The sequence below is a fragment of the Burkholderia sp. HI2714 genome, assembly GCF_002223085.1.
In the GTDB taxonomy this organism is placed as follows: domain Bacteria; phylum Pseudomonadota; class Gammaproteobacteria; order Burkholderiales; family Burkholderiaceae; genus Burkholderia; species Burkholderia lata_D.
On the sequence record NZ_NKFM01000027.1, the window covers coordinates 19,761 to 42,296 of the forward strand.

Consider the following 22,536-nt stretch of genomic DNA (forward strand, 5'->3'; position numbering starts at 1 on the left):
GCCGCAGTGGGGAGGTCAGGCAGCCGCGACGCGCGGCCGCCGGTGCGCCGTCATTCCAGCGGCGGCAGCACCATCGCGTGCGCGGCTTCGTTCTGGCGCACGCGGAACGCGGCGAGCCGGTTCGCATAGTCGACCGAGTTGCCGGACAGGATCGACACCGCGAACAGCGCGGCATTCGCGGCACCGGCCTCGCCGATCGCGAACGTCGCGACGGGCACGCCCTTCGGCATCTGCACGATCGAGTGCAGCGAATCGACACCCTTCAGGTACTTGCTCGCGACCGGCACGCCGAGCACCGGCACCGTGGTTTTCGCGGCCAGCATGCCGGGCAGGTGCGCCGCGCCGCCGGCGCCCGCGATGATCGCGCGCAGCCCGCGCTCGCGCGCCTTCTCCGCATAGTCGAACATTTCGTCGGGCATCCGGTGCGCGGACACGACCTTCGCTTCGTACGGCACGCCGAATTCCTGCAGGATGGCAACCGCGTGCTTCATCACGTCCCAGTCGGAACTCGAACCCATCAGCACGCCGACGAGCGGCGCGCTGTGCGTGTGGGCAGTCTGAACTTCGCTCATGTGTTCCGTTCCCCGATCAGGCCAGCGACTGGCCCGTGATGCGCTCGAGCGCTTCCTGGTACTTCGCGGCCGTCTTCTCGATCACGTCGGCCGGCAGCGCCGGCGCCGGTGCCGTCTTGCCCCACGGCTGCGCCTCGAGCCAGTCGCGCACGAACTGCTTGTCGAACGACGGCGGGTTCGTGCCGACTTCGTACTGGTCGGCCGGCCAGAAGCGCGACGAATCGGCGGTCAGCACTTCGTCCATCAGGTACAGCTGGCCGTGGTTGTCGAGGCCGAATTCGAACTTCGTGTCGGCGATGATGATGCCGCGCGTGGCCGCGTAGTCGGCCGCTTCCTTGTACAGCTTGATCGAGATGTCGCGAATCGTCGCGGCCAGCTCGGTGCCGATGCGGCGCTCGGTTTCCTCGAACGTGATGTTCTCGTCGTGCTCGCCCATCTCGGCCTTCGCGGCCGGCGTGAAGATCGGCTCCGGCAGCTTCTGCGCGTTCTGCAGGCCTTCCGGCAGCTGCACGCCGCACACGGCGCCCGACGCCTGGTATTCCTTCCAGCCGCTGCCGGCCAGGTAGCCGCGCACGACCGCTTCGATCATGATCGGCTCGAGGCGCTTGACGACCACGCCGCGGCCCTTCACCTGCTCGACCTCGTCGGCCGCGACAACCGCTTCCGGCGCGTCGCCCGTCAGGTGGTTCGGCACGATGTGCGCGAGCTTGTCGAACCAGAAGTTCGCCATCTGGTTCAGCACGCGGCCCTTGTTCGGAATCGGCTCGCCCATCACCACGTCGAATGCCGACAGGCGATCGGTCGTGACGATCAGGAGCTTGTCGTTGCCGACCGCGTAGTTATCGCGGACCTTGCCGCGACCGAGGAGCGGCAGCGAGCGGAGCGTGGATTCGTAGAGGGTAGACATCGTCTTTTCGCAGATAAGGAGCCAAACAAAAAGGGAAACGCCGTTCCCCGCGGCAGGCGGGAACGGCGGCCTTGCAATACGTCGGCGAACCGCCCGGGCGACGGCGCCCGGGCGGTTGCCGGCCGGCCCTCGTTCGGCCGGACGGAGCGGCTGCGGGGCCGGATCAGATCCAGCCGGACAGCCTTGCCTTTGCCCACATCGGGGCGCGGCAATCGTACTACAGTCTCAGCGCACGACCTGTGCGAGCGCGCCGGACTTGTACTGCTCGGCGATCTTGTCGAGTGCCACCGGCTTGATCTTGCCGGCCTGGCCTTCGCAGCCGAACGCGAGGTAGCGATCGACGCAAACCTGCTTCGCCGCTTCGCGCGCGGGCTTCAGGTAGTCGCGCGGATCAAACTTGCCCGGGTTCTCGAACAGGTAGCGGCGGATCGCACCGGTGATCGCCAGACGCAGGTCGGTGTCGATGTTGATCTTGCGCACGCCGTGCTTGATGCCTTCCTGGATTTCCTCGACCGGCACGCCGTAGGTTTCCTTCATGTCGCCGCCGAATTCGCGGATCTCGGCCAGCAGTTCCTGCGGCACCGACGACGAACCGTGCATCACCAGGTGGGTGTTCGGGATGCGCGCGTGGATTTCCTTGATGCGCTGGATCGACAGGATGTCGCCCGTCGGCTTCTTCGAGAACTTGTACGCGCCGTGCGACGTGCCGATCGCGATCGCGAGTGCATCGCACTGCGTGAGCTTCACGAAGTCGGCAGCCTGCTCCGGATCGGTCAGCAGCTGCTCGCGGGTCATCGTGCCTTCCGCGCCGTGGCCGTCTTCCTTGTCGCCCTTCATCGTCTCGAGCGAGCCGAGCACGCCGAGTTCGGCTTCGACCGTCACGCCGATCGAGTGCGCCATCTCGACGACCTTGCGCGACACGTCGACGTTGTACTCGTACGACGCGACCGTCTTGCCGTCGGCTTCCAGCGAACCGTCCATCATCACGCTGGTGAAACCGCTGCGGATCGCGGCCATGCAGACTGCCGGCGACTGGCCGTGATCCTGGTGCATCACGACCGGGATGTGCGGATACGACTCGACTGCCGCTTCGATCAGGTGGCGCAGGAACGGCTCGCCCGCGTACTTACGCGCGCCGGCCGATGCCTGCATGATCACGGGCGCGCCGACCTGGTCCGCCGCCGCCATGATCGCCTGGACCTGCTCCAGGTTGTTCACGTTGAAGGCCGGCAGGCCGTAACCGTGCTCTGCCGCGTGGTCCAGCAATTGACGCATTGATACGAGAGGCATTGTGGAACTCCATGGAATGAAAACCGGTGCGCCCTGACGCCGGCGCGGCGCTCGCTCCCGGTCGAACCCGGGGTGGCGCGGCGCGGCTGAGCGTCGAATAGCCGCATTTTATCGCGAAGCGCCTCCGATTCCGACCGCCCGGTGGCGCCGACTCGCAATTTGTTACGTTCGCACGGCACAATGCGGGCAAAAATGAGAAAAAAAGCCGCGCGGGGCTTCGGACCCCACGCGGCTTTCGTATCAAAAACGGTGCCGGATCGATTCTTCAGCCGATCCGGGCGGCCGGCCCGCAGGCCGGCCCGATGCCCGGTCGGCGCTCAATAATGCTCGCCGACCCGCACGATCTTCAGCGTATTGGTGCCGCCCGCCTGCCCCATCGGCTCGCCGACGGTCAGCACGACCATGTCGCCGTGCTGCACGTAGCCCTGCTTGACGACGATCTCGAGCGCCGCCTGCAGCGCCGAGTCGCGGTCGCTGTTGAAGTCGACGTGCAGCGGCGTCACGTTGCGGTACAGCGCCATCGTGCGCTCGCTGCCGACGCGCGGCGTCAGCGCGAAGATCGGCACGTGCGTGTAGTGACGCGACATCCACAGCGCGGTCGCGCCCGATTCGGTCAACGCGATGATCGCCTTCGCGCCCAGGTGGTAGGCGGTGAACAGCGCGCCCATCGCGATCGACTGGTCGATCCGCGTGAACGTGCGGTCGAGGAAATCCTTGTCCAGCTCGACTTCTTCCGACTTTTCCGCTTCGACGCACACGGCCGCCATCGTCTCGATCGTGACGACCGGATACTTGCCGGCGGCCGTCTCGGCCGACAGCATCACCGCGTCGGTGCCGTCGAGCACCGCGTTCGCGACGTCCGACACTTCCGCGCGGGTCGGCACCGGCGCGTAGATCATCGATTCCATCATCTGCGTCGCGGTGATCACGAGCTTGTTCGACTCGCGCGCCATCCGGATCATCCGCTTCTGCAGCGCCGGCACGGCCGCGTTGCCCACTTCCACCGCGAGGTCGCCGCGCGCGACCATGATGCCGTCGGACGCGTCGAGAATGCTTTGCAGCGCCGGAATCGCTTCCGCGCGCTCGATCTTCGCGATCATCTTCGGCTTGATGCCGTACGGCGCGCCCGCGATGTTCGCGAGCTGGCGCGCCATTTCCATGTCGGTCGCGTTCTTCGGGAACGACACCGCCACGAGGTCCGCGCCGAGCGACATCGCGGTGCGGATGTCTTCCATGTCCTTCGCGGTCAGCGCGGGCGCCGACAGCCCGCCGCCCTGGCGGTTGATGCCCTTGTTGTTCGACAGCTCGCCGCCCACCTTGACGATCGTGTGGATCTCGTCGCCGAGCACGCGCTCGACGGTCAGCACGATCAGGCCGTCGTTCAGCAGCAGCAGGTCGCCCGTGCGCAGGTCACGCGGCAGCTCCTTGTAGTCGAGGCCGACGCGCTCGTCGTTGCCCAGCTCGCAGCCCGCGTCGAGGATGAAGGCCTGGCCCGGCTCGAGCGTCGTCTTGCCGTTCTCGAACTTGCCTACGCGGATCTTCGGGCCCTGGAGGTCGGCCATGATCGCGATCTCGCGGCCGACCTTGCGGGCGGCCTCGCGCACCATCTCGGCGCGCTGGCGGTGATCGTCGGCCGTGCCGTGCGAAAAATTGAGCCGCACGACGTCGAGGCCCGCCTGCATCATCTGCAGCAGAATCTCCGGCGAACTGGAAGCCGGGCCGATCGTGGCGACTATCTTGGTGGCGCGCTGCATGAAACTCCTCATCTGGATCAAGGTGGATGCGCTGGGTGAAACGCTGCGAGAGCCGGAAGCGGCAGGCCCAGCGGCCGCCGCTCCGGGGGGCGTGCCGGTGCTTGCGCCCGGCATCGCTTTGTTCTGAATCTCGTGGTGCTGCTCGGCCGCGTCGCCGGCGGCCGCCGGTGCGCGCGGGGCGGTGTTCGCCCGCGCGGGCACGCGTTTGCGCTTGCCCGCGCCGGCCGTCGGCTCCGCTTTCGCGGAGCGCGCGGCCTTCGTCACCCCTGCGCGCGCCGCCACGCTCAGGCCGCCCGCGTTTCCAGCACTTCCACCGCCGGCAGCTTTTTCCCCTCGAGGAACTCGAGGAAGGCGCCGCCGCCCGTCGAGATGTAGCTGACCTGGTCATGGATGCCGTACTTCGCGATGGCCGCGAGCGTGTCGCCGCCGCCCGCGATCGAGAACGCGGACGATTTGGCGATGGCTTCTGCGAGCGTCTTGGTGCCGTTGCCGAACTGGTCGAACTCGAACACGCCGACCGGGCCGTTCCACACGATCGTGCCGGCCTTCTCGAGCTGGCTCGCGAGCGCCTTGGCCGTATCCGGGCCGATGTCGAGGATCATGTCGTCCGCTTCGATGTCGGCGACCTGCTTCACCGTGGCGACGGCCGTCGGCGAAAATTCCTTGGCGGTGACGACGTCGGTCGGGATCGGCACCGATGCGCCGCGCTCGCGCGCTTCGTCGATGATCGCCTTCGCCTCGTTGACGAGGTCGGCTTCCGCGAGCGACTTGCCGATCGACAGGCCGGCCGCGAGCATGAACGTGTTCGCGATGCCGCCGCCGACGATCAGCTGGTCGACCTTGCCGGCCAGCGATTTCAGGATCGTGAGCTTGGTCGACACCTTCGAGCCGGCGACGATCGCCACCAGCGGGCGGGCCGGGTTGCCGAGCGCCTTGCCGAGCGCGTCGAGTTCGGCGGCCAGCAGCGGGCCCGCGCACGCGACCGGCGCGTACTTCGCGATCCCGTGCGTGGTCGCTTCCGCGCGGTGCGCGGTGCCGAACGCGTCGTTCACGTACACGTCGCAGAGCTTCGCCATCTTCTGCGCGAGCTCGTCCGAATTCTTCTTCTCGCCCTTGTTCACGCGGCAGTTCTCGAGCAGCACGACCTGGCCCGGTGCGACGTTCACGCCGTTCTCGACCCAGTTCGAGACGAGCGGCACGTCACGGCCGAGCAGCTCGGCGAGGCGCTTCGCGACCGGCGCGAGCGAATCTTCCGGCTTGAATTCGCCTTCGGTCGGGCGGCCGAGGTGCGACGTGACCATCACGGCCGCGCCGGCGTCGAGCGCGGCCTGGATGGCCGGCACGGACGCGCGCACGCGCGTGTCTTCGGTGATGTTGCCCTGGTCGTCCTGCGGGACGTTCAGGTCGGCACGGATGAATACCCGCTTGCCGGCGAGCTGGCCGGCGGCGATCAGGTCGGTAAGACGCTTGACTTGGCTCATGTTGAACAAATTGAAGTAGTGGATGGGGAAAGGGGGTTCACGCTGGACGTGCGCGGGCTGCCGCGAAAGGGCGCCGGATGCGGCCGTGGCTGGCGGTTCGCATGACGCGCACGGGTAAAAAATCTCGAACGGGCATTCTAGCCGATCCATCCGGCAGACTGACCCGCGGGCGGCGAATTCCGCCTATTTGGGATCGCGCGCGGGAACGGACACATTGCCGCAACGCAGCAATGCGCCCGCGCGGGCGGCCGGTACCCGGCGGGCCCGAACGGCGCCCCATTAGAAGACCAGGCGCAGCGCGGTGAAGACGAGCATCCCGACGACGATCGTGCCGAGCATGCTGCGCCGCCACAAAAACCAGCCGAGGCCGGCGAGCGCCGCGTAGAACGGATGGTTGGACAGCGCGAACGACAGCCCGGCCGGCGTTTCGAGCACGTCGGGCAGCACGACGGCGACCAGTGCCGCCGCCGGCGCGTAGCGCATGGCGCGCTGCGCGCGCTCGGGCAGCACGGTGCGTTCGCCGCCGATCAGGAACAGCGCGCGCGTGACGGCCGTGACGATCGTCATCCCGATGATGACGATCCAGATTTCCGTCGCGCTCATTCGATTTCCTTTTCGTGCACGGTTTCGGTGCGAATGCGCCGCCAGTCGGCCCGCTCGACGAAGAAATCGGCCGTGCAGCCCGCCGCGAGCGCGGCGAGCACCGCAACGGGCAGCGCGAGCCGGTACGGCAGGTCGAACGCGATGAGCGACACGATACCGGCGACCGCGACGGCCGCGAGCGTCGAGCGGTTCGCGACCGCCGACACCATGATCGGGATCAGCGCAAGCGTGCCGGCCAGTTCCAGCCCCCAGCTCGCGGGAAAGACACTCGCGAGCAGGATGCCGGCGAGCGACGACACCTGCCACGACAGCCAGCTCGCGAGCGCCATCCCCCAGAAATACGCTTCCTTGCCGGGCACGTGGCCGTAAGCGAAGCCCTGTTTCTGGAACAGCAGGTAGATCACGTCGCCGTTGAAATAGCCGATCGCGAGGCGCCGCCACAGCGGCAGGTAGGAAAAATGGGGAGCAAGACCGGCGCTGAAGATCACGAAGCGCGTGTTGACCATCGCGGCCGTGAGCAGGATGGTCCAGATCGGCAGCTTCGCCGCGAGGAGCGGCAACACCGCGAGCTGCGACGAGCCCGCGTAGACCAGCAGCGACATCGCGCTCGCCTGCCCGAGGGTCATGACCGACTTGCTCATCGCGACGCCGGTGACGAGCCCCCACGAGAAAATCGCCATCAGCGTCGGGGAATAGTCGCGCGCGCCCTGGATCAGCGCGAAGCGGTCGGTGGCGGACAATCGAGCAAGCATGGGAAGCGGGCCGCAGCGGGCGGTTCGTCGGGGCGCCGGCGCCTCCTGCCGGTACGACCCGTCGTTATTGGAATCGGTACCGGGCGATTATAGCGCCGGCCCCGCGCCGACCGACCGGATCGCCTTCAAATGACGCTAAAATACGCGTCTTTCCGGCTCAACGCTGCATACAACCGCATCCCAGGAGAAATCTATGTCAATGGCCGACCGCGACGGCAAGATCTGGATGGACGGCAAGCTGATCGACTGGCGCGACGCCAAGATCCACGTCCTGACCCACACGCTGCACTACGGCATGGGCGTCTTCGAGGGCGTGCGCGCGTACAAGTCGGCCGACGGCAGCACCGCGATCTTCCGCCTGTACGAGCACACGAAACGTCTGCTGAATTCGGCGAAGATCTTCCAGATGGACGTGCCGTTCGACCGGGAAACGCTCGAAGCCGCGCAACTCGAAGTCGTGCGCGAGAACAAGCTCGAGTCGTGCTACCTGCGCCCGATCATCTGGGTCGGCTCGGAAAAGCTCGGCGTGGCCGCGAAGGGCAACACGATCCACGTCGCGATCGCCGCATGGCCGTGGGGCGCGTACCTCGGCGAGGAAGGCCTCGCGAAGGGCATCCGCGTGAAGACGTCGTCGTTCACGCGCCACCACGTGAACGTGTCGATGGTGCGCGCGAAGGCGTCGGGCTGGTACGTGAACTCGATCCTGGCGAACCAGGAAGCCACCGCCGACGGCTACGACGAAGCGCTGCTGCTCGACGTCGACGGCTACGTGTCGGAAGGCTCCGGCGAGAACTTCTTCCTCGTGAACAACGGCAAGCTGTACACGCCCGACCTGTCGTCGTGCCTCGACGGCATCACGCGCGATACCGTCATCACGCTCGCGAAGGACGCCGGCATCGAGGTGATCGAGAAGCGCATCACGCGCGACGAGGTCTACACGGCCGACGAGGCGTTCTTCACCGGCACGGCCGCTGAAGTCACGCCGATCCGCGAGCTCGACAACCGCACGATCGGCAGCGGCGCGCGCGGCCCCGTCACGGAAAAGCTCCAGTCGGCGTTTTTCGATATCGTGTCGGGCAAGAACGCGAAGTACGCGAACTGGCTGACGAAGGTCTGAGCGCGCCGCGCCACCGACCGCCCCACAAAAGAGTGATAAGAGAAAGTCTCATGAGTGAAATCAAGGAAATGCCGCTGGTCGAGCTGACGGCCAAGGATCTTCCCGCGTACTGCCCGAACCCGGCCATGGCGCGCTGGAGCGCCCACCCGCGCGTCTTCATCGACGTCTCGCACGGCGAAGCACGCTGCCCGTACTGCGGCACGCGCTACAAGCTGCGTGACGGCGAGGTCGTCAAGGGCCACTGAGCCCCGGCGGCCGGGCCTGCGGGCGGATGCAGGCCGCCGCCCACCCAGGCGGCGCCGCCGGATTGCCGGCGCGCCGCCGTTCTCCATTCTGGCAACCCGAACGCGGCGCCTGAGCGCCGTGCTTCATTACGACATCGGAAGTCGACCTGATGCGTCGAGCGCTGGTTATCGCACCGAACTGGATCGGTGACGCATTGATGGCGCAGCCGCTTTTTGCGCTGCTGAAGAAAAACCATCCCCGCATCGCGATCGATGCCGTCGCGCCCTCGTGGGTCGCGCCCGTGCTCGAGCGGATGCCCGAGATCCACGATGTCTACGCGACCGATCTCGCGCACGGCAAGCTGCAGTTGCTGCGCCGCTGGCAGCTCGCGAGCGACCTGCGCGACGTCGGCTACGACGCGGCGTACGTGCTGCCGAATTCGCTGAAATCCGCGGTGATCCCGTGGCTCGCGAACATCCCGCTGCGGGTCGGCTACACGGGCGAGCACCGCTACGGGCTGCTGAACGTGCGGCACGCGAACCCGGACAAATCGGGCGAGCGGCCGCCGATGACGGCCCACTACGCGGCGCTCGCGTATGCGCCGGGCGCGAAGCTGCCCGAGTCGATGAAGACGCTGCCCCCGCCGCGCCTCGACGCCGATCTCAACGAGACGGCGCGCGTGTCCGCACGTTTCAATCTCGATACGCGCAAGCCGCTCGTCGTGTTCTGCCCGGGCGCGGAATACGGCCCGGCCAAGCGCTGGCCGCCCGAGCACTTCGCATCGCTCGCCACCATCGTCCATCAGTCGTTCCCGTACACGCAGATCGTCGCGCTCGGCTCGCAGAAGGACGCCGCGGCCGCGCAGGCGATCGCCGACCACGCACCGAACGTGCGCAACCTGTGCGGGCAGACGTCGCTGTCGGAGGCGTGCGCGCTGATCGCGCGCGCGAACGCGGTGGTCACCAACGATTCGGGGCTGATGCACGTTGCCGCCGCGCTACGCCGGCCGCTCGTCGCACTGTACGGATCGACCGATCCGCGCCACACCCCTCCGCTGTCGGACCTGGCGAAGGTACAATGGCTTCATCTCGAATGCAGTCCCTGCTTCGAACGCGAGTGCCCGCTCGGCCACCTGAAGTGCCTGCGCGAACTCGGTCCCGAGCAGGTATTCGGCGATTTGCGCGGCATGCTCGTCGGGCAGCGCTGACCCTGGCCGGCAGCGTCGCACGGCGCGCCGGGCAATCCGATTCACCGGTGTACGGCGGCCCCATCCGGGCCGCCGTGCTGAATACGGCGCGCGACGCGCGCGAGAGATAACCCCGATGCCACGTTTTGCCCGCCTCTTCGAAGCCGCCGCCGATACGCTGAACGCCTACTACCAGGCCGTCGCCGATGCCAATCTCGACGCGCTGCTGGGACTGTGGATCGACGAGGATTTCGCCAGCTGCGTATGGGCGGACGGCGAGCATCTGCATGGCCTCGACCAGATCCGCAGCGGGCTCGCCAACCGGCTCGCCACGCGCCCCGTGACGATCGAGCCGCTCGACATCCGCGTGTACGACAGCCTCGGCACGGTCGTCTATACGATCGCCGAAGCGCATCAGCAGGCCGACCTGACGGCCGAACCCGACATGGTTTTCGCCACGTACGTGATGATTCACGAACGTGGCGAGTGGCGCATCGCGCATATTCACGCGAGCCCGATTCCCGAACAAGCGGCCGGACAATTCGCCGCGAAGATCCGTCATGGGCAGGGTCCGCTGCACTGACGAAAAGACGAAGCAACGCATACGCGGGGCGATCATGAGTACGGCTTCTCCGCCCACCTCGCCGCTGACCGGGGCCCCGGCCCCCGACGACGACATACTGCGCTATCGCGCACCACGCTGGCTGCCCAACAGCCATGCGCAAACCATCGTGCCCGCGCTGTTCGCGCGACGCCCCGTCGTCGCTTACCGACGAGAGCGATGGGAAACTCCCGACCACGACTTCATCGATCTCGACTGGGTCGCGCATCTCGACAGCGCCGCGCCGGCGCCAGACGCGCCGCTGTTCGTGCTGTTCCACGGCCTCGAGGGCAGCTCCGGCTCGCACTATGCGCTCGCGATGATGGCCGCCGCGCGCGCGAAGGGCTGGCACGCCGTCGTGCCGCACTTCCGCAGTTGCAGCGGCGAGATCAACCGCCAGCCGCGCTTCTACCATCTCGCCGACAGCGCCGAGGTCGACTGGATCCTGCGCCGGCTTGCCGCGCAGCATCGCGGGCCGCTCGTCGCGGCCGGTGTGTCACTCGGCGGCAACGTGCTGCTGCGCTGGCTCGGCGAGCATCGCAGCGACACGTCGATCCTGCGGGCGGCCGCCGCGATCTCGACGCCGATCGACGTGCACGCCGGCGGGCGCGCGCTGTCGCAAGGCTTTGCGATGGTCTACACGCGCAGCTTCCTGAAGACGCTCAAGCGCAAGGCACTCGCGAAGCTCGACCAGTACCCGGGGCTGTTCGACCGCGAAGCAATGCTGCAGGCCGTGACGATGCGCGACTTCGACGAGGTCGTGACCGCGCCGCTGCACGGTTTCGCGAACGCGGACGACTACTGGACCCAGGCGACGACACGACCGCTGCTGCCCGCGATCGACGTGCCGACGCTGATCCTCAACGCCCGCAACGACCCGTTCCTGCCCGAATCGGCATTGCCGGGCCCGGCCGACGTATCGCCGGCCGTCGAGCTCGACCAGCCCGCGGCGGGCGGGCACGCGGGATTCATGACCGGGCCGTTCCCCGGCCGCCTCGACTGGCTGTCGGCGCGGGTGTTCGGCTATTGCTCCCAATTCGTCGACCATGGATGACATCGTCAGGCAGGCTCTCGCCAAATGGCCGAACGTGCCGCACTGTACCGGCTGGCTGCTGCTCGACCGGCGCGGCGAATGGCGGCTGCGCGACGACGCGGCCCAGGCGGCCGGCGAGCTCGGCTCGCCGATCCGGCATGCGGCGCTGAACGCGTTCATCGGCCGCAACTACGAATGCGACGCGCAGGGCCAGTGGTTCTTCCAGAACGGGCCGCAGCGCGTGTACGTCGAGCTTGCCTATACGCCGTGGGTCGTCCGGCTCGCCGAGCGCGACGGGCAGCTCACGCTCACCGACCAGACCGGCGCGCCGTTCGAACCGGACGAAGCCTGGCTCGACGACGCGGGTGGCGTACTGTTTCGCGCGACCGGCACGCCGCCGCGCATCGCGGCGCTGCACGATCACGACCTCGGGCTGTTCGCCGATCATGCGGATTTCGATGCCGCGCCGCCCGTGCTGCGCTGGCGCGACGGCCGCACGCTGCCGCTCGGCAGCATCGTCGGTGCGGACGTGCCCACGCGGTTCGGCTACGTCGCAAGCCCGGCGCAACAGGCCCGCAATACAGCTGACAGCGGCAACTGACCCGCAGCGGCCTCACGCGCGCTTCCCGTGTATCGGCCGCTACCCGCGGCCGTTCTTCTCGTCTTCGCGCTCTTCCTTGTAGCGCGCCTCGAATTCCAGCAGCCGCGCGCCGATCATCGACTGCTCGTAGAACGACACGTCCTTCGCGTCGCGCGCTTCCTTCAACTGGCGAATCGCAGACGGCCACGCGCCGTCGAGCGCGAGCTTCTCCGCGAGCGCGCGGCGCCGCGCCAGCAGGTCACCCTTGCCGTCGCTCGCCTTCGCGAGATAGTCCCACCAGTCCGGCTGCTCGGGATCGGCCTTCGCCTGCGCGCGTGCCTGCACCTGCGCTTCCGCGAAACGGCGCGCCGCGATCAGCGCCTGAAGATGCGCGACGATCGCCGCGTGCGACGCCGGCCAGCGCCGCTGCGCGAGCGCCGCGAGCCGCACCGCGTCGTCGGCCCGCCCCGCGCGGCGCGCGATGTCGGCGGCCAGGACGTCGAGGCTCGGCGAGCTCGTCGCCGGATCGTCCTCGCGCCGCTCGCGCGCGTCGAACGCGCTGCGTGCCGACGCGAGCGCCTTGCCGGCCGCGTCGTATTCGCCGAGCAGCGCATCCGCGAGCGCGATGCCGTACCAGTTCGCCGCGACGTTCGGCGCGGTGCGATCGTCGATCTCGAACTGCATCCGTCGCGCCTCGGCCGCGATGTCGGTCGGCGCGCGGTTCTGCAGGACGCGCAGCCGCGCACGCACGAACCCGTATTCGGGCGACTGGCGCGGCTGCCGGTACGGCGCGCGGCGCGCGCGATCCTCCATGTCGGCGATCCGCTCGCCGGTCAGCGGGTGCGTGCGCGCGTACGCCGGCACGCCCGCATCGCCCATCGACGCGCGGTCGAGCCGCTCGAAGAAGCCCGGCATCCCGTACGGGTCATAGCCCGCGCCCGCGAGCAGCTGGAAGCCGACGCGATCGGCCTCGCGCTCGGCCGAACGCGAGAAGCGCAGCTGGTTGTCCACCGCATACGCCTGCCCGCCGACCGCGATCGCGCTGCCGAGGTCGCCGCTTCTCGCGAGCACGCCGGCCAGCACGCCGAGCAGCATCGTCGCGAGCGCCGTATAGCCGGTCTTCTCATTCGCACCGATCATCCGCGCGATGTGCCGCTGCAGCACGTGCCCCATCTCGTGGCCGACCACCGATGCGAGTTCCGACTCCGTCTGTGTCGTGACGACGAGCCCGCTGTTGATCCCGATGAAGCCGCCCGGCATCGAGAACGCGTTGATCTGCGGATCGCGCACGGGGAACAGGTCGAAGTCCGGCGTGTAGCCGCCGATGAAGCGCGCGGCCGCCGCGGCCGCGAGCCGCGCCGCCATCGCGTTCAGGTAGTCGCGCACGAGCCAGTCGTCGAGATAGTCGGGATCGCGCCGCACTTCGCGCATCACGCGCTCGCCGAGCCGGCGCTCGGCCTGCGGCGTCAGCGACCCGCCGGAACCGTCGCCCAGGTCGGGCAGTTCCAGCGAGCGCAGCGGCGCACGCAGGCTCGCGGCGGGCGCGGACGCGCCACCCGTATCCGAAAACCGGCTCTCCGCGCCGCCGTACGTGCCGAACACGCCGGCCGCGATGCCGGACGGCACGGTGGAAATCGACCGCGCGCCGCCGGCCGCCGATTCGAGCGGCGGCGCGGACGCGCTCTGCGCATGGCCGCTCGGCGGCAATGCGAGCGCCACCGACAGCGACACGGCAAGCAACTGTTTGACACGCATGGCAGGATGAAAACGACGCCGTCCCGCGCGCCGGGCGCGCATCGCGGCGTTTGGTCTGAATATTCGGGTCATTGTACCGGCGGCAACGTGACTGTCCCGTGCGGCATCGGCGCCATCTGCATACCCGGCGCCGCGAATGCCACTGCTATGATAGGCGCCCGTTGAACCGTTGGATCGGATCGGGGCGCAGAGACGGGATTCGATGCCCCGGCCAATCGCGATGCGCGATCGCGGGACGTGCTCGCGCACGCCGTTCCACTAGAGGAAGACATGTCAGGACTCACCCATTTCGACGCCGCCGGCCATGCGCACATGGTCGACGTCGGCGGCAAGCAGGAAACCCAACGCATCGCGATCGCGCGCGGCACGATCCGGATGCTGCCGGCTACGTTCGCGCTGATCCGCGACGGCAAGGCCAAGAAAGGCGACGTGCTCGGCGTCGCGCGCATCGCGGCCATCCAGGGCGCCAAGCGCACGGCCGACCTGATCCCGCTGTGCCATCCGCTCGCGCTCACGCGCGTGGCCGTCGAGTTCGAACTCGACGACGCGCTGCCGGGCGTCCACTGCGTCGTGCAGGTCGAGACGTTCGGGCGCACCGGCGTCGAGATGGAAGCGCTGACCGCCGTGCAGGTGGGGCTGCTGACCGTCTACGACATGTGCAAGGCGGTCGATCGCGGGATGGTGATCACCGACGTGAGCGTGCGCGAGAAGCGCGGCGGGAAGTCGGGGGACTGGAAGGCGGAGGATCCGGCGGCCTGAGTGGCCCTGCGGCGGTCGATCCGGCCAGAACGCTAACGGCCTGCCATTGCCCGGCCGGATAGCGTGCGCGCCTTGCCCGTCAGGCCGACGATCTGACCGAATTTGAAATACCGCCGAAGGGTAAATTCGAGATATCCGTTGGTTATCTCATACAATTGCGAGATTCCGCACGAGAGAGCGTGCGACCCAGCACAAAAAAAGCGAGCACGGGTGATGAATTCGCAAGCATTGAGAAGCGCACTGCTGGCCGGGCCGATCCAGGACGAACGACTCGTCAAACTGGAGACGCCGCTCGGCCCTGACGTCCTGCTGCCCCACCGCGTCAAGGGGCGATCCCGGCTCGGGCGTCATTTCGAGTTCACGGTCGACGCCGTGTCGGTGTCCGATGACATCGAACTCAAGAAGCTGATCGCGCAGCCTGTGACGCTGCGCATCCAGCAGGCCGACAAATCGTACGTGCCGCACCACGGGTACGTGCACGCTGCCCGCCGGCTCGGGTCGGACAGTGGCCTCACGCACTACCAGATCATCTTCGCCTCGTTCCTGCACTTCCTGAAGTTCCGCCGCGACCAGCGCATCTGGCAGGACAAGTCCGCCGACGAGATCATCACCGACGTCCTGAACCAGCATCAGCAGGCCAGGGGCTGTTTCGACTTCAGGCTCTACCAGCCGCTGCCGCCCCGTTCGTTCTGCATGCAATACGAGGACGACTGGAACTTCGTGCACCGCCTGATGGAATCGGAAGGCCTGTACGGCTTCTGGGAGCAGGCGCAGGACGGCAAGTCGCACAAGCTCGTCATCGTCGACCGGATCGACGCACTGCCCGCCCTGGCGCCACAGACCCTGCGCTTTCATCACGCCGGCGCACACGACGAGGCCGACACGCTCGTCCAGTTCTCCGGCACGCGCACACTGCGCAGCGTCGCGCGCACGACGCGCACGTTCGACTACAAGCAGCCGCCCACCGCATCGAATCCGAAGGCGACTCACCTGCCGACGATCGCGAACCAGGGCGACCTGCCACAGCAACTCGAAGTCTACGAATACACCGGGGCCTACACGTATCCCGAACAGTCTCGCGGCGACCATCTGTCGAAGATCTGGATGGAGGAACAGGAGTCGCTCGCGAAGCGCTTTCACGGTATCGGTGGCGTCCGGCGCATGGACGCGGGACGCACGTTCGAGCTGGCGGATCACCCCGAACACGACAAGGACGATGCTGGCCAGCGCCGCTTCGCCGTGATCGAAACGGCGTGGCTGATCGCCAACAACCTGCCCGTCTCCGATCGACAGGCCGGGTTCCCGCACAGCCTGCAGGCCGAAATCGACGACCTCGTGCAGGCCGGCGGCGCCGACCTGAAGCATGTCCGGCATCCGGACGGCAGCGCGGGCATTTTCCAGGTCAGCATCGAAGCGCAGCGCACCACGGTGCCGTTCCGCAGCCCGTTCGAACACCCCAAGCCGCCGATGCATCTGCAGTCGGCGAGCGTCGTTGCACCGCAAGGCGAGGAAGTCCACACCGACGAACTCAATCGAATCAAGGTCCGCTTCCACTGGGATCGCCTCAACGACGGCGACGAGAAGGCCTCGTGCTGGTTGCGCGCTGCCGCATCGGATTCGGGCAACGGCTATGGCGCCGTGCACCCCCATCGCAGCGGCGAGGAAGTGCTGGTCGATTTCCTCGGCGGCGACTGCGACCGTCCGATCGTCGTCGGGAAGCTGTACAACGGGGCAACGCGCCCGCAATGGCACAGCAACGGCATTCTGTCCGGGTACCGATCGAAGGAATACGCGGGCGCCGGTTACAACCAGCTGGTGCTCGACGACGCGACCGCGCAGAACCGCGTGCACCTGTACAGCAGCCAGGCCAACACGCACCTGCACCTCGGCTACCTGATCGACCACACGGGCAACAACCGCGGCAGCTACCTCGGCAGCGGGTTCGACCTACGTTCCGACGCCTTCGGCGCGGTTCGGGCGAACCGCGGCCTGTACGTCACCACGCATCCGAAACAACCGGCAAGCCAGCCGCTCGACGTCCAGGAGACGCAACAGCAGCTCGTCACGGCGGAAGGCCTGATGGAAGCGATGTCGGGGGTCAGCGTGCAGCATCAGGGCGATTCGCTCGACCCCGGCCACGCGGCGCTGAAGCAGTTCACCGATGCGACGCAGAACAGCATGAGCGGCAGCGCGTCGGGCGGGCGAACCGGCGGCGGCGGAACCGGCAGCGCCAATGCATTCAAGGAACCCGTGATGCTCTTCGGCAGCCCGGCCGGCATCGCACTGTCGACACAGCAATCGGTGCAGTTCGCCGCGGACCAGCACGTCAACCTCGTCAGCGGACAGAGCACGCACGTCGCGGCCGGGAAATCGCTGATCGCGAGTGTCCTCGACCGTATCAGCCTGTTCGCGCAGAACGCGGGGATCAAGCTGTTCGCCGGCAAGGGCAAGGTCGAAGTGCAGGCGCAGGCAGACAACATCGAGCTGACCGCGCAGAAGGCGCTGAAGCTGATCGCCGTCACGCAATCGATCGAAGGTGCCGCGGCGAAGGAAATCCTGCTGACGTCCGGCGGCGCCTATATCCGCATCGCGAACGGCAACATCGAGGTGCACGCGCCCGGCAAGATCGACATCAAGGGCGCGCAGCATGCGTTCAGCGGCCCCACGCACCTGTCGCAAACCATGCCGACGCTGCCGAACTCGAGCGGCAACTACGACCAGGCGTTCATCGCGCACTGGGCCGGCACCGACATTCCGGTCGCGAACACGCGATACCAGATGTTCTCGAACGGCACGCTGATCTCGGAAGGCGTCACCAACGCGGCAGGCGAGACGGGGCTCACGCAGAGCCACGTGCCGCATGACGTCGTCGTCAAGTTTTTAGGGAAATCGAATGGCTGACGTGCAACAGAAGGACAACGTCCTGGGTACCGGCGCGGGAATGCTGACGCCGACGGGGTACAAGGATCGGCCGAAGGTGCAGATCAGCATCTGCGACAAGCATGTCACGCCGGCCGCCGATTCCATCATTGGCACTTGCCCGTTCTACTACCTGCCGCTTCACGGCGAGTACTGGGAAACGGTCGAGAAGGTCAGCATGTCGAGCGCATGGGAGACCGTCAAGAAATTTGCCACGTCATGGGATCCGTGGAAAGACAAGAAAGTCGTCCATGAACTGCTGCACCGGCGGGAGGACCTGCTCAAGCCGAAAAGCATCGATTCGGACTGGTCCCGCCACGGCAATTTCATGATGCGTCATATCGGGTGCGGGCATAAGCCGCCTGCTTACTATGTGAGCTACGGCTACTACTATTGCTCGGATTACGGCACCAATCTCTACCCCACCCTCACGGCAAAAGGAAAGAAATGGCTGGATAGCGCGCGGTGGTGGCTTCAGAAATACATCGAGATCGGGCTGTACCAGAACATGCAGGGAAACCAGATCGCAATCAAAAGCGCGAAACCGGGAAACGGCAAGCTCTCGATGCAGGTGAAGCGATACGAACTGGAGCTGGACAAGGACGGAGAAACGTTCAAGACCTTCGCCTTTGTCACTCACCCATTGGCGTATCTGGATGGAGGGCTAGCCGGCCTGCCGGTCTCGGATCTCGTCAAGATCGGCAAGCGGCCAAACATCGAGGAATGGGGCGACGCGCGCACGCGCCAACAGGCAATCGACGCGGGCATCCCCGTCGCCAAGGCAAAAGCGCGCGAATGGAGCCAGGATGCGGTCGACAAGGCACGCGAGTGGGGCTCGGACGCCGCCGACAAGGCACGCGAGTGGGGCTCGGATGCGGCCGATGAAGTCAACCGCGCGCTCGAACGTTTGCTGAAAAAGTGACATGCGAAAACACAAGCGCTGGAAATGGATCGCCGGTGGCCTCGTTGCCGTGGCCATTGCAACATACGGGTACTTAAACATGACGACGGGCTGGGAGACGATATCGACAAGCTTCATGCGGGACGACGCGCCATATGGTGGCGGCAACTTCCGCATCAAGGGCAATGAGGTGATGAGTGTCAAGCTCGCCAATCCCGAAGTGACGTTCAAGCCCCAGGCCGAATCGAACGAGCCGCAGCGGCCCGAGCCGACCGAAGCGTGGATGAACGACACCGGCGAGTTGCTGAACCGCATGACGATCAGCTTCTTCCGCGGCACCATCGACGGCGGGATGAAGCGCCAATTCCAGCAGGTCGGCCAGGATGCCGCCTGGTGGTACTCGCCCGACTGGACCGTTCAGTTCATCAGTACGTCATGGATGAACTACAAGGCTCCCGAGGCACAAGGCGGCGACGCGCCGCAAACCACCCGGCTGTGGAAATCGACCAATGGCGGCCTGACCTGGTCGCAACTGCCATGGCCTGCAAGCCAGAACATCGGCCGCCTGCTCTTTCTCGATCCGCAGCGCGGCTACGCGGCCGGCTGGGGGCCACGCATATGGCGGACTTCGGACGGCGGAAACACGTGGCAGGCGATCGATGTGCCGGCCGATGCACACGTCGGCAGCGAGACGCGCCAGGATTTCAATGCAATCAGCCTCGGCCCGGACGGTGTTCTGCGAATCGCCTACCATGTCGCACAGACTGCCGAAGCACCGGCTCACAGCGTAGTCGACCGGCTCGATTGGGGGCAGCACGTATTCGTGACGGATACCGTGCTGCCGGGCCAGGTCATCACTGCGCTCGACACTACGCCGGAATCGGGATCACGTTACTCGCTGTACACGCTGTCGCGTCTCGACGAGCCTCAAAACGGCGAGGATCATGACAACATCCGCCGGACGGGCGCCATTTCCACGTGGACGAACGACCATCCCGAGTCCGTGCAGCAACTGCGCACCTTCGACGAGAAGCTCACGCTCGACAGCATGAGCATCGGTCGAAACGGCCTCCTGCTCGTCTATGCAACCGATCCGAACTCCGGAAGCGGCGGTACCGGCGGCGGCGCACCGATCGACCTGACGTTCAGCAGCACCGACGCCGGCAAGTCGTGGAATAAAACGTCAGACAAGACCGCACAGGGCGGCTACTTCGACGCGCAGACCAACACGCTGTACTGGCTGCACGCCTATACGCTGAAGAAACGGACCTTCTGATCGCGCGCCGGCCGCCTCGGCGGCCGGCCCTCACCGCGGCTGCGCGATCGTCATGATCGCGAACCGCAGCGACCTGTCTCGCGCACGATGGCCTTGGCCGCACGCACACCGCCGGCCACGGTGCTCACGCATCACTGGCCGCGCTGCGGCTCGAACACGAACGGTTGGGTCAGCAGGAACGGGTTCGCGGTCGCGCCCGTCTGCACGCAGCTCGCGTGCGTCATCGCGTCGACGGCCGCGCGGTCGGCCGCCGCATTGCGGCTGCTCGTCGTCACGGTGACGTTCTGCGCTTCGCCGGACGTCGTCATCAGCGCGCGCACGAGCACGGTCGCCGGACGCGTGAGCGGCTTCGCGGTATCCGGATAGACGGCGCGTGGAATGTGACAGGTCAGCTTGCTTTCCTGCGACGACGACAGCATCGCGCAGCCGGAAAACAGCATCGCGACGGCGGGCAGGATCAGGTAGGTCGAGCGAATAGCCATGGTCGAATATCGTTCTTGAGCACTGTTCCGGACACACGCGCCGCGCACCGGAACACGTCGCCCGGCCGCATTGCATGCGTCACACTGCGCCGCGGCCATCGGACCGGCGCCCCGTTACGGCCGCACGGCCGATCGATGCTCGGCCGCGATCCTGCGTGGCGGACTTCCCGGGTGGCCGGGGTGTTGCCTGTGTTCGCGCTGCCCTCGCCTCACACGGGTCGGCACGCTAGCGCTTTCGCGCATTGTGCACGCCCAGCCCGGCGAGCGGCGGCAATTTGACAATGGTTGACGCGAATCGCCGGGTCTTCAGCCGGAATCCATGCAATCCGCGAGGTAATCGATGCGCGGCCGGATTCGCCGGGTTGCGCCGGGCGCTGACGCCGGACGCGCACCGCTGCTCCGTCACGGCGCGGCACATGCCGGAATTCCCCGTTCCGGCAGGCGCTGCGCGCATCAATCCGAATCGTCGTCGTCCTCGTCGTCGGCCGCATCGGCCGGCACTTCGCCGTATTTCGCGACGACCGCCGCCTTGAACGGCTTCAGCGCCGGCTGCTGATCGCACAGCTTGTACAGCGCAGCCAGTTGTTGCGGCCAGTCCTTCAACTCCTTCGCAAACACGTGCAGGCGCGCGACGGTGTCGAGCGCGTCGGCCTCGCGGCCGGCCAACGCCTGCAGCACCACATAGCGGCGCAGCACCGTCTCGCCGGGCAACAGCGCGATCGCGCGCTCATGCGCGGCGAGCTTGGCCGGCAGGTCGTCCGCCGAAATCGGGAGCAGCGTGGCCGCACCGTATTCGCCCCACGCGCCGAACAGCAGCGACGGCGCATCGCGGTACTGCGCAGCCGGATCGCTGCCGTAATACAGCACTTCCGCGCGCTGGTAGTCGCGCAACACCGGCACCGCCGCCAGCACGCCGCCGACCGACAGCACCGCGAACAGCCCGAACGCCGCACGCCCTGGCAGGATGCGCAGCGACTTCACCTCGAGCAGCCCGATCACGAACATGGCCGGCAACAGGAAGAACATGTACTGCTGCGGATACTCGACCAGCGCGTGCATCAGCAGGATGCCGATCAGCGCGAAGCCGAACACGCGCATGCTCGACTGCGGCGCGCGCACCGCACGCACGAACCACGTCACGAGCGCGACGACGAGCACGCCCAGGCCGACGAGGCCGGACTTCGCGAGCAGGTCGATGAAGATGTCGTGCGAGTTGTTCGCGATCTCGACGCCGCCGAGCGAGCGCACGAGCGCGAACTGGTGCGACGGGAATTCGCCCCAGCCGACACCGAGCAGCGGATGTTCGCGGAACATCGCGAGTCCGTACTTCCACAGCGCGAGGCGCGGCGCGATCTGCCCCGCGTCACGCATCCGGTCGGCCGCGGATTCCGCGAGACCCAGGTGATAGTGGACGTTCGCCCAGCGCACCGCGACGTTCACCGCGATGAACACCACCGCGAGCACGACCGGGATCGCCCACGCACGCGCATTGCCCGGCGCGCGGCGCGATTCGAGCCACGCCATCCAGAAGCCCGCGACGACCATCACCGCGACCTGCAGCCACGGCCCGCGCGACACCGTCAGCGCCAGGCCGACGGACAGCACGATCGACAGCGCGAGCCACGCCCATACCGCGAGCCGGCGCGTCTGCACGAGATACAGCGCGCCCGCGAGCGCGAACGCGATGTAGCTGGCCAGATGGTTCGCCTGCGCCATGTTGCCGTACGGACGGCGATCGACCGCGATGTTGTACACCACGACGAACGGCGACAGCGCCGACTCGAGGTGGAACAACTGCACGATCTGCGTTCCGACCGCGAACACGCCGCCGATGAGCAGCGCGCCGGCCATCATCCGCGACACGGCCTCGGCCAGCCCGTCGCGTGCGAGCGCATAGCCGGCCTGCATCGCGACCAGCGCGGCGGCGAGATAGCCGACCGCCAGCCAGTTCATCGACGGCACCTTGAGCGGGATCAGCGCCACCTGCGCGATGAGCACCACGGCGAACCCGAGCGGCGCGACGAACGCGGCCGGCGCCGCAAACGGCTCGGCCGGGCGGCCCGTGCGCGCGAGCAGCACGACGGACACCCCCACCAGCAGATACAGCACCAGCGCGGAAAACTCGGAATAGAAGGTCGGGATCGGATACGTGTGATTCGTGATCGCGTACGGCACGATCAGGGCGACAGCCAGCGCAACGAGCGGCAACGAACGGGAAAAAGTAGAAGGCATGAGCGAACCGGATGTCAGCAACCGGCGCACTATACAAAACTTTCCCCCCTCTGTGCGGAGCCTTCGCGCCGCGACCCGACACGGCACGGCCGCCCCGGCCGGCTAAAGCGG

The 22,536-nt window shown here is 67.2% G+C and carries 21 protein-coding genes; 11 read left to right on the forward strand and 10 right to left on the reverse strand.

The window, feature by feature from the left end; all coding sequences use genetic code 11:
- Positions 1-50: 50 nt before the first annotated feature.
- The 4 genes from purE to pyk all read right to left on the reverse strand — a co-directional run bounded on the left by purE (position 51) and on the right by pyk (position 4,523).
- Entirely contained in the window at positions 51-572 is a 522-nt protein-coding gene (gene purE / locus CFB82_RS14745) for a 5-(carboxyamino)imidazole ribonucleotide mutase (RefSeq protein ID WP_039360624.1), read from the reverse strand.
- Between the two features lie 16 nt (positions 573-588).
- Positions 589-1,479 carry a phosphoribosylaminoimidazolesuccinocarboxamide synthase gene (locus CFB82_RS14750; protein WP_089484514.1) on the reverse strand — a complete coding sequence of 297 codons (891 nt, stop codon included), beginning with the start codon at positions 1,477-1,479 and terminating at the stop codon, positions 589-591.
- A gap of 225 nt (positions 1,480-1,704) precedes the next feature.
- A complete protein-coding gene (fba, locus tag CFB82_RS14755; protein ID WP_034189083.1) occupies positions 1,705-2,769 on the reverse strand; it encodes a class II fructose-bisphosphate aldolase in 1,065 nt (354 codons plus the stop codon).
- Positions 2,770-3,086: 317 nt separating this feature from the next.
- Complete coding sequence (gene pyk / locus CFB82_RS14760) at positions 3,087-4,523, reverse strand: pyruvate kinase (protein ID WP_069248753.1); 1,437 nt, start codon at positions 4,521-4,523, stop codon at positions 3,087-3,089.
- On the opposite strand from pyk, the gene CFB82_RS43990 reads away from it, so the two are divergent.
- Positions 4,522-4,650, forward strand: coding sequence for a hypothetical protein (locus CFB82_RS43990; RefSeq protein ID WP_256093618.1), 129 nt, complete (start codon positions 4,522-4,524; stop codon positions 4,648-4,650). The genes pyk and CFB82_RS43990 overlap by 2 nt on opposite strands.
- A 157-nt stretch (positions 4,651-4,807) precedes the next feature.
- On the opposite strand, the gene CFB82_RS14765 is transcribed toward CFB82_RS43990, so the two are convergent.
- The 3 genes from CFB82_RS14765 to CFB82_RS14775 form a co-directional block, all read right to left on the reverse strand.
- Entirely contained in the window at positions 4,808-6,004 is a 1,197-nt protein-coding gene (locus tag CFB82_RS14765; RefSeq protein WP_011353068.1) for a phosphoglycerate kinase, read from the reverse strand.
- 279 nt (positions 6,005-6,283) lie between these two features.
- The gene (locus tag CFB82_RS14770) at positions 6,284-6,607 is read right to left on the reverse strand and encodes an AzlD domain-containing protein (RefSeq protein WP_069248754.1); all 324 of its coding nucleotides are present in this window, start codon (positions 6,605-6,607) and stop codon (positions 6,284-6,286) included.
- A complete protein-coding gene (locus CFB82_RS14775) occupies positions 6,604-7,359 on the reverse strand; it encodes an AzlC family ABC transporter permease (protein WP_089446328.1) in 756 nt (251 codons plus the stop codon). The genes CFB82_RS14770 and CFB82_RS14775 overlap by 4 nt, the downstream gene beginning before the upstream one ends.
- Positions 7,360-7,552: 193 nt before the next feature.
- Here CFB82_RS14775 and CFB82_RS14780 point away from each other — a divergent pair, with 193 nt between their 5' ends.
- The 6 genes from CFB82_RS14780 (at position 7,553) to CFB82_RS14805 (ending at position 12,122) form a co-directional block, all read left to right on the forward strand.
- Positions 7,553-8,476, forward strand: a complete 924-nt coding sequence (locus tag CFB82_RS14780; protein WP_083265912.1) for a branched-chain amino acid transaminase — start codon at positions 7,553-7,555, stop codon at positions 8,474-8,476.
- 50 nt (positions 8,477-8,526) lie between these two features.
- Positions 8,527-8,721: a zinc-finger domain-containing protein gene (locus CFB82_RS14785; RefSeq protein ID WP_006749970.1), complete on the forward strand. Its 195-nt coding sequence runs from the start codon at positions 8,527-8,529 to the stop codon at positions 8,719-8,721.
- Positions 8,722-8,870: 149 nt separating this feature from the next.
- Positions 8,871-9,908, forward strand: coding sequence for a lipopolysaccharide heptosyltransferase II (waaF, locus tag CFB82_RS14790; protein ID WP_089484515.1), 1,038 nt, complete (start codon positions 8,871-8,873; stop codon positions 9,906-9,908).
- A 115-nt stretch (positions 9,909-10,023) separates the two neighbouring features.
- Positions 10,024-10,470 carry a nuclear transport factor 2 family protein gene (locus CFB82_RS14795; protein WP_006749968.1) on the forward strand — a complete coding sequence of 149 codons (447 nt, stop codon included), beginning with the start codon at positions 10,024-10,026 and terminating at the stop codon, positions 10,468-10,470.
- Between the two features lie 34 nt (positions 10,471-10,504).
- A complete protein-coding gene (locus tag CFB82_RS14800) occupies positions 10,505-11,542 on the forward strand; it encodes a hydrolase (protein WP_069249359.1) in 1,038 nt (345 codons plus the stop codon).
- The gene (locus CFB82_RS14805) at positions 11,535-12,122 is read left to right on the forward strand and encodes a DUF2946 family protein (RefSeq protein WP_089484516.1); all 588 of its coding nucleotides are present in this window, start codon (positions 11,535-11,537) and stop codon (positions 12,120-12,122) included. Before CFB82_RS14800 ends, CFB82_RS14805 begins: the two co-directional genes overlap by 8 nt.
- 39 nt (positions 12,123-12,161) lie before the next feature.
- Here the strand turns inward: CFB82_RS14805 and CFB82_RS14810 are convergent, their stop codons facing one another.
- Positions 12,162-13,856, reverse strand: a complete 1,695-nt coding sequence (locus tag CFB82_RS14810; RefSeq protein WP_089484517.1) for a M48 family metalloprotease — start codon at positions 13,854-13,856, stop codon at positions 12,162-12,164.
- A gap of 270 nt (positions 13,857-14,126) precedes the next feature.
- Between CFB82_RS14810 and moaC the strand changes: the two genes are divergently transcribed.
- The 4 genes from moaC (at position 14,127) to CFB82_RS14830 (ending at position 19,711) form a co-directional block, all read left to right on the forward strand.
- Positions 14,127-14,615 carry a cyclic pyranopterin monophosphate synthase MoaC gene (gene moaC / locus CFB82_RS14815; protein ID WP_089484518.1) on the forward strand — a complete coding sequence of 163 codons (489 nt, stop codon included), beginning with the start codon at positions 14,127-14,129 and terminating at the stop codon, positions 14,613-14,615.
- Positions 14,616-14,828: 213 nt separating this feature from the next.
- Positions 14,829-17,516, forward strand: coding sequence for a type VI secretion system Vgr family protein (locus CFB82_RS14820; RefSeq protein WP_089484519.1), 2,688 nt, complete (start codon positions 14,829-14,831; stop codon positions 17,514-17,516).
- Positions 17,509-18,456 carry a hypothetical protein gene (locus tag CFB82_RS14825; protein WP_089484520.1) on the forward strand — a complete coding sequence of 316 codons (948 nt, stop codon included), beginning with the start codon at positions 17,509-17,511 and terminating at the stop codon, positions 18,454-18,456. The genes CFB82_RS14820 and CFB82_RS14825 overlap by 8 nt, the downstream gene beginning before the upstream one ends.
- Positions 18,457-18,535: 79 nt before the next feature.
- Positions 18,536-19,711, forward strand: a complete 1,176-nt coding sequence (locus tag CFB82_RS14830) for a WD40/YVTN/BNR-like repeat-containing protein (protein WP_089484521.1) — start codon at positions 18,536-18,538, stop codon at positions 19,709-19,711.
- 131 nt (positions 19,712-19,842) lie between these two features.
- On the opposite strand, the gene CFB82_RS14835 is transcribed toward CFB82_RS14830, so the two are convergent.
- Positions 19,843-20,193 (reverse strand): TonB family protein, encoded by a 351-nt coding sequence (locus CFB82_RS14835; protein WP_089446333.1) that lies wholly within the window; start codon positions 20,191-20,193, stop codon positions 19,843-19,845.
- Positions 20,194-20,646: 453 nt separating this feature from the next.
- Entirely contained in the window at positions 20,647-22,425 is a 1,779-nt protein-coding gene (locus CFB82_RS14840) for a PglL family O-oligosaccharyltransferase (RefSeq protein ID WP_089484522.1), read from the reverse strand.
- Positions 22,426-22,536: the final 111 nt, after the last annotated feature.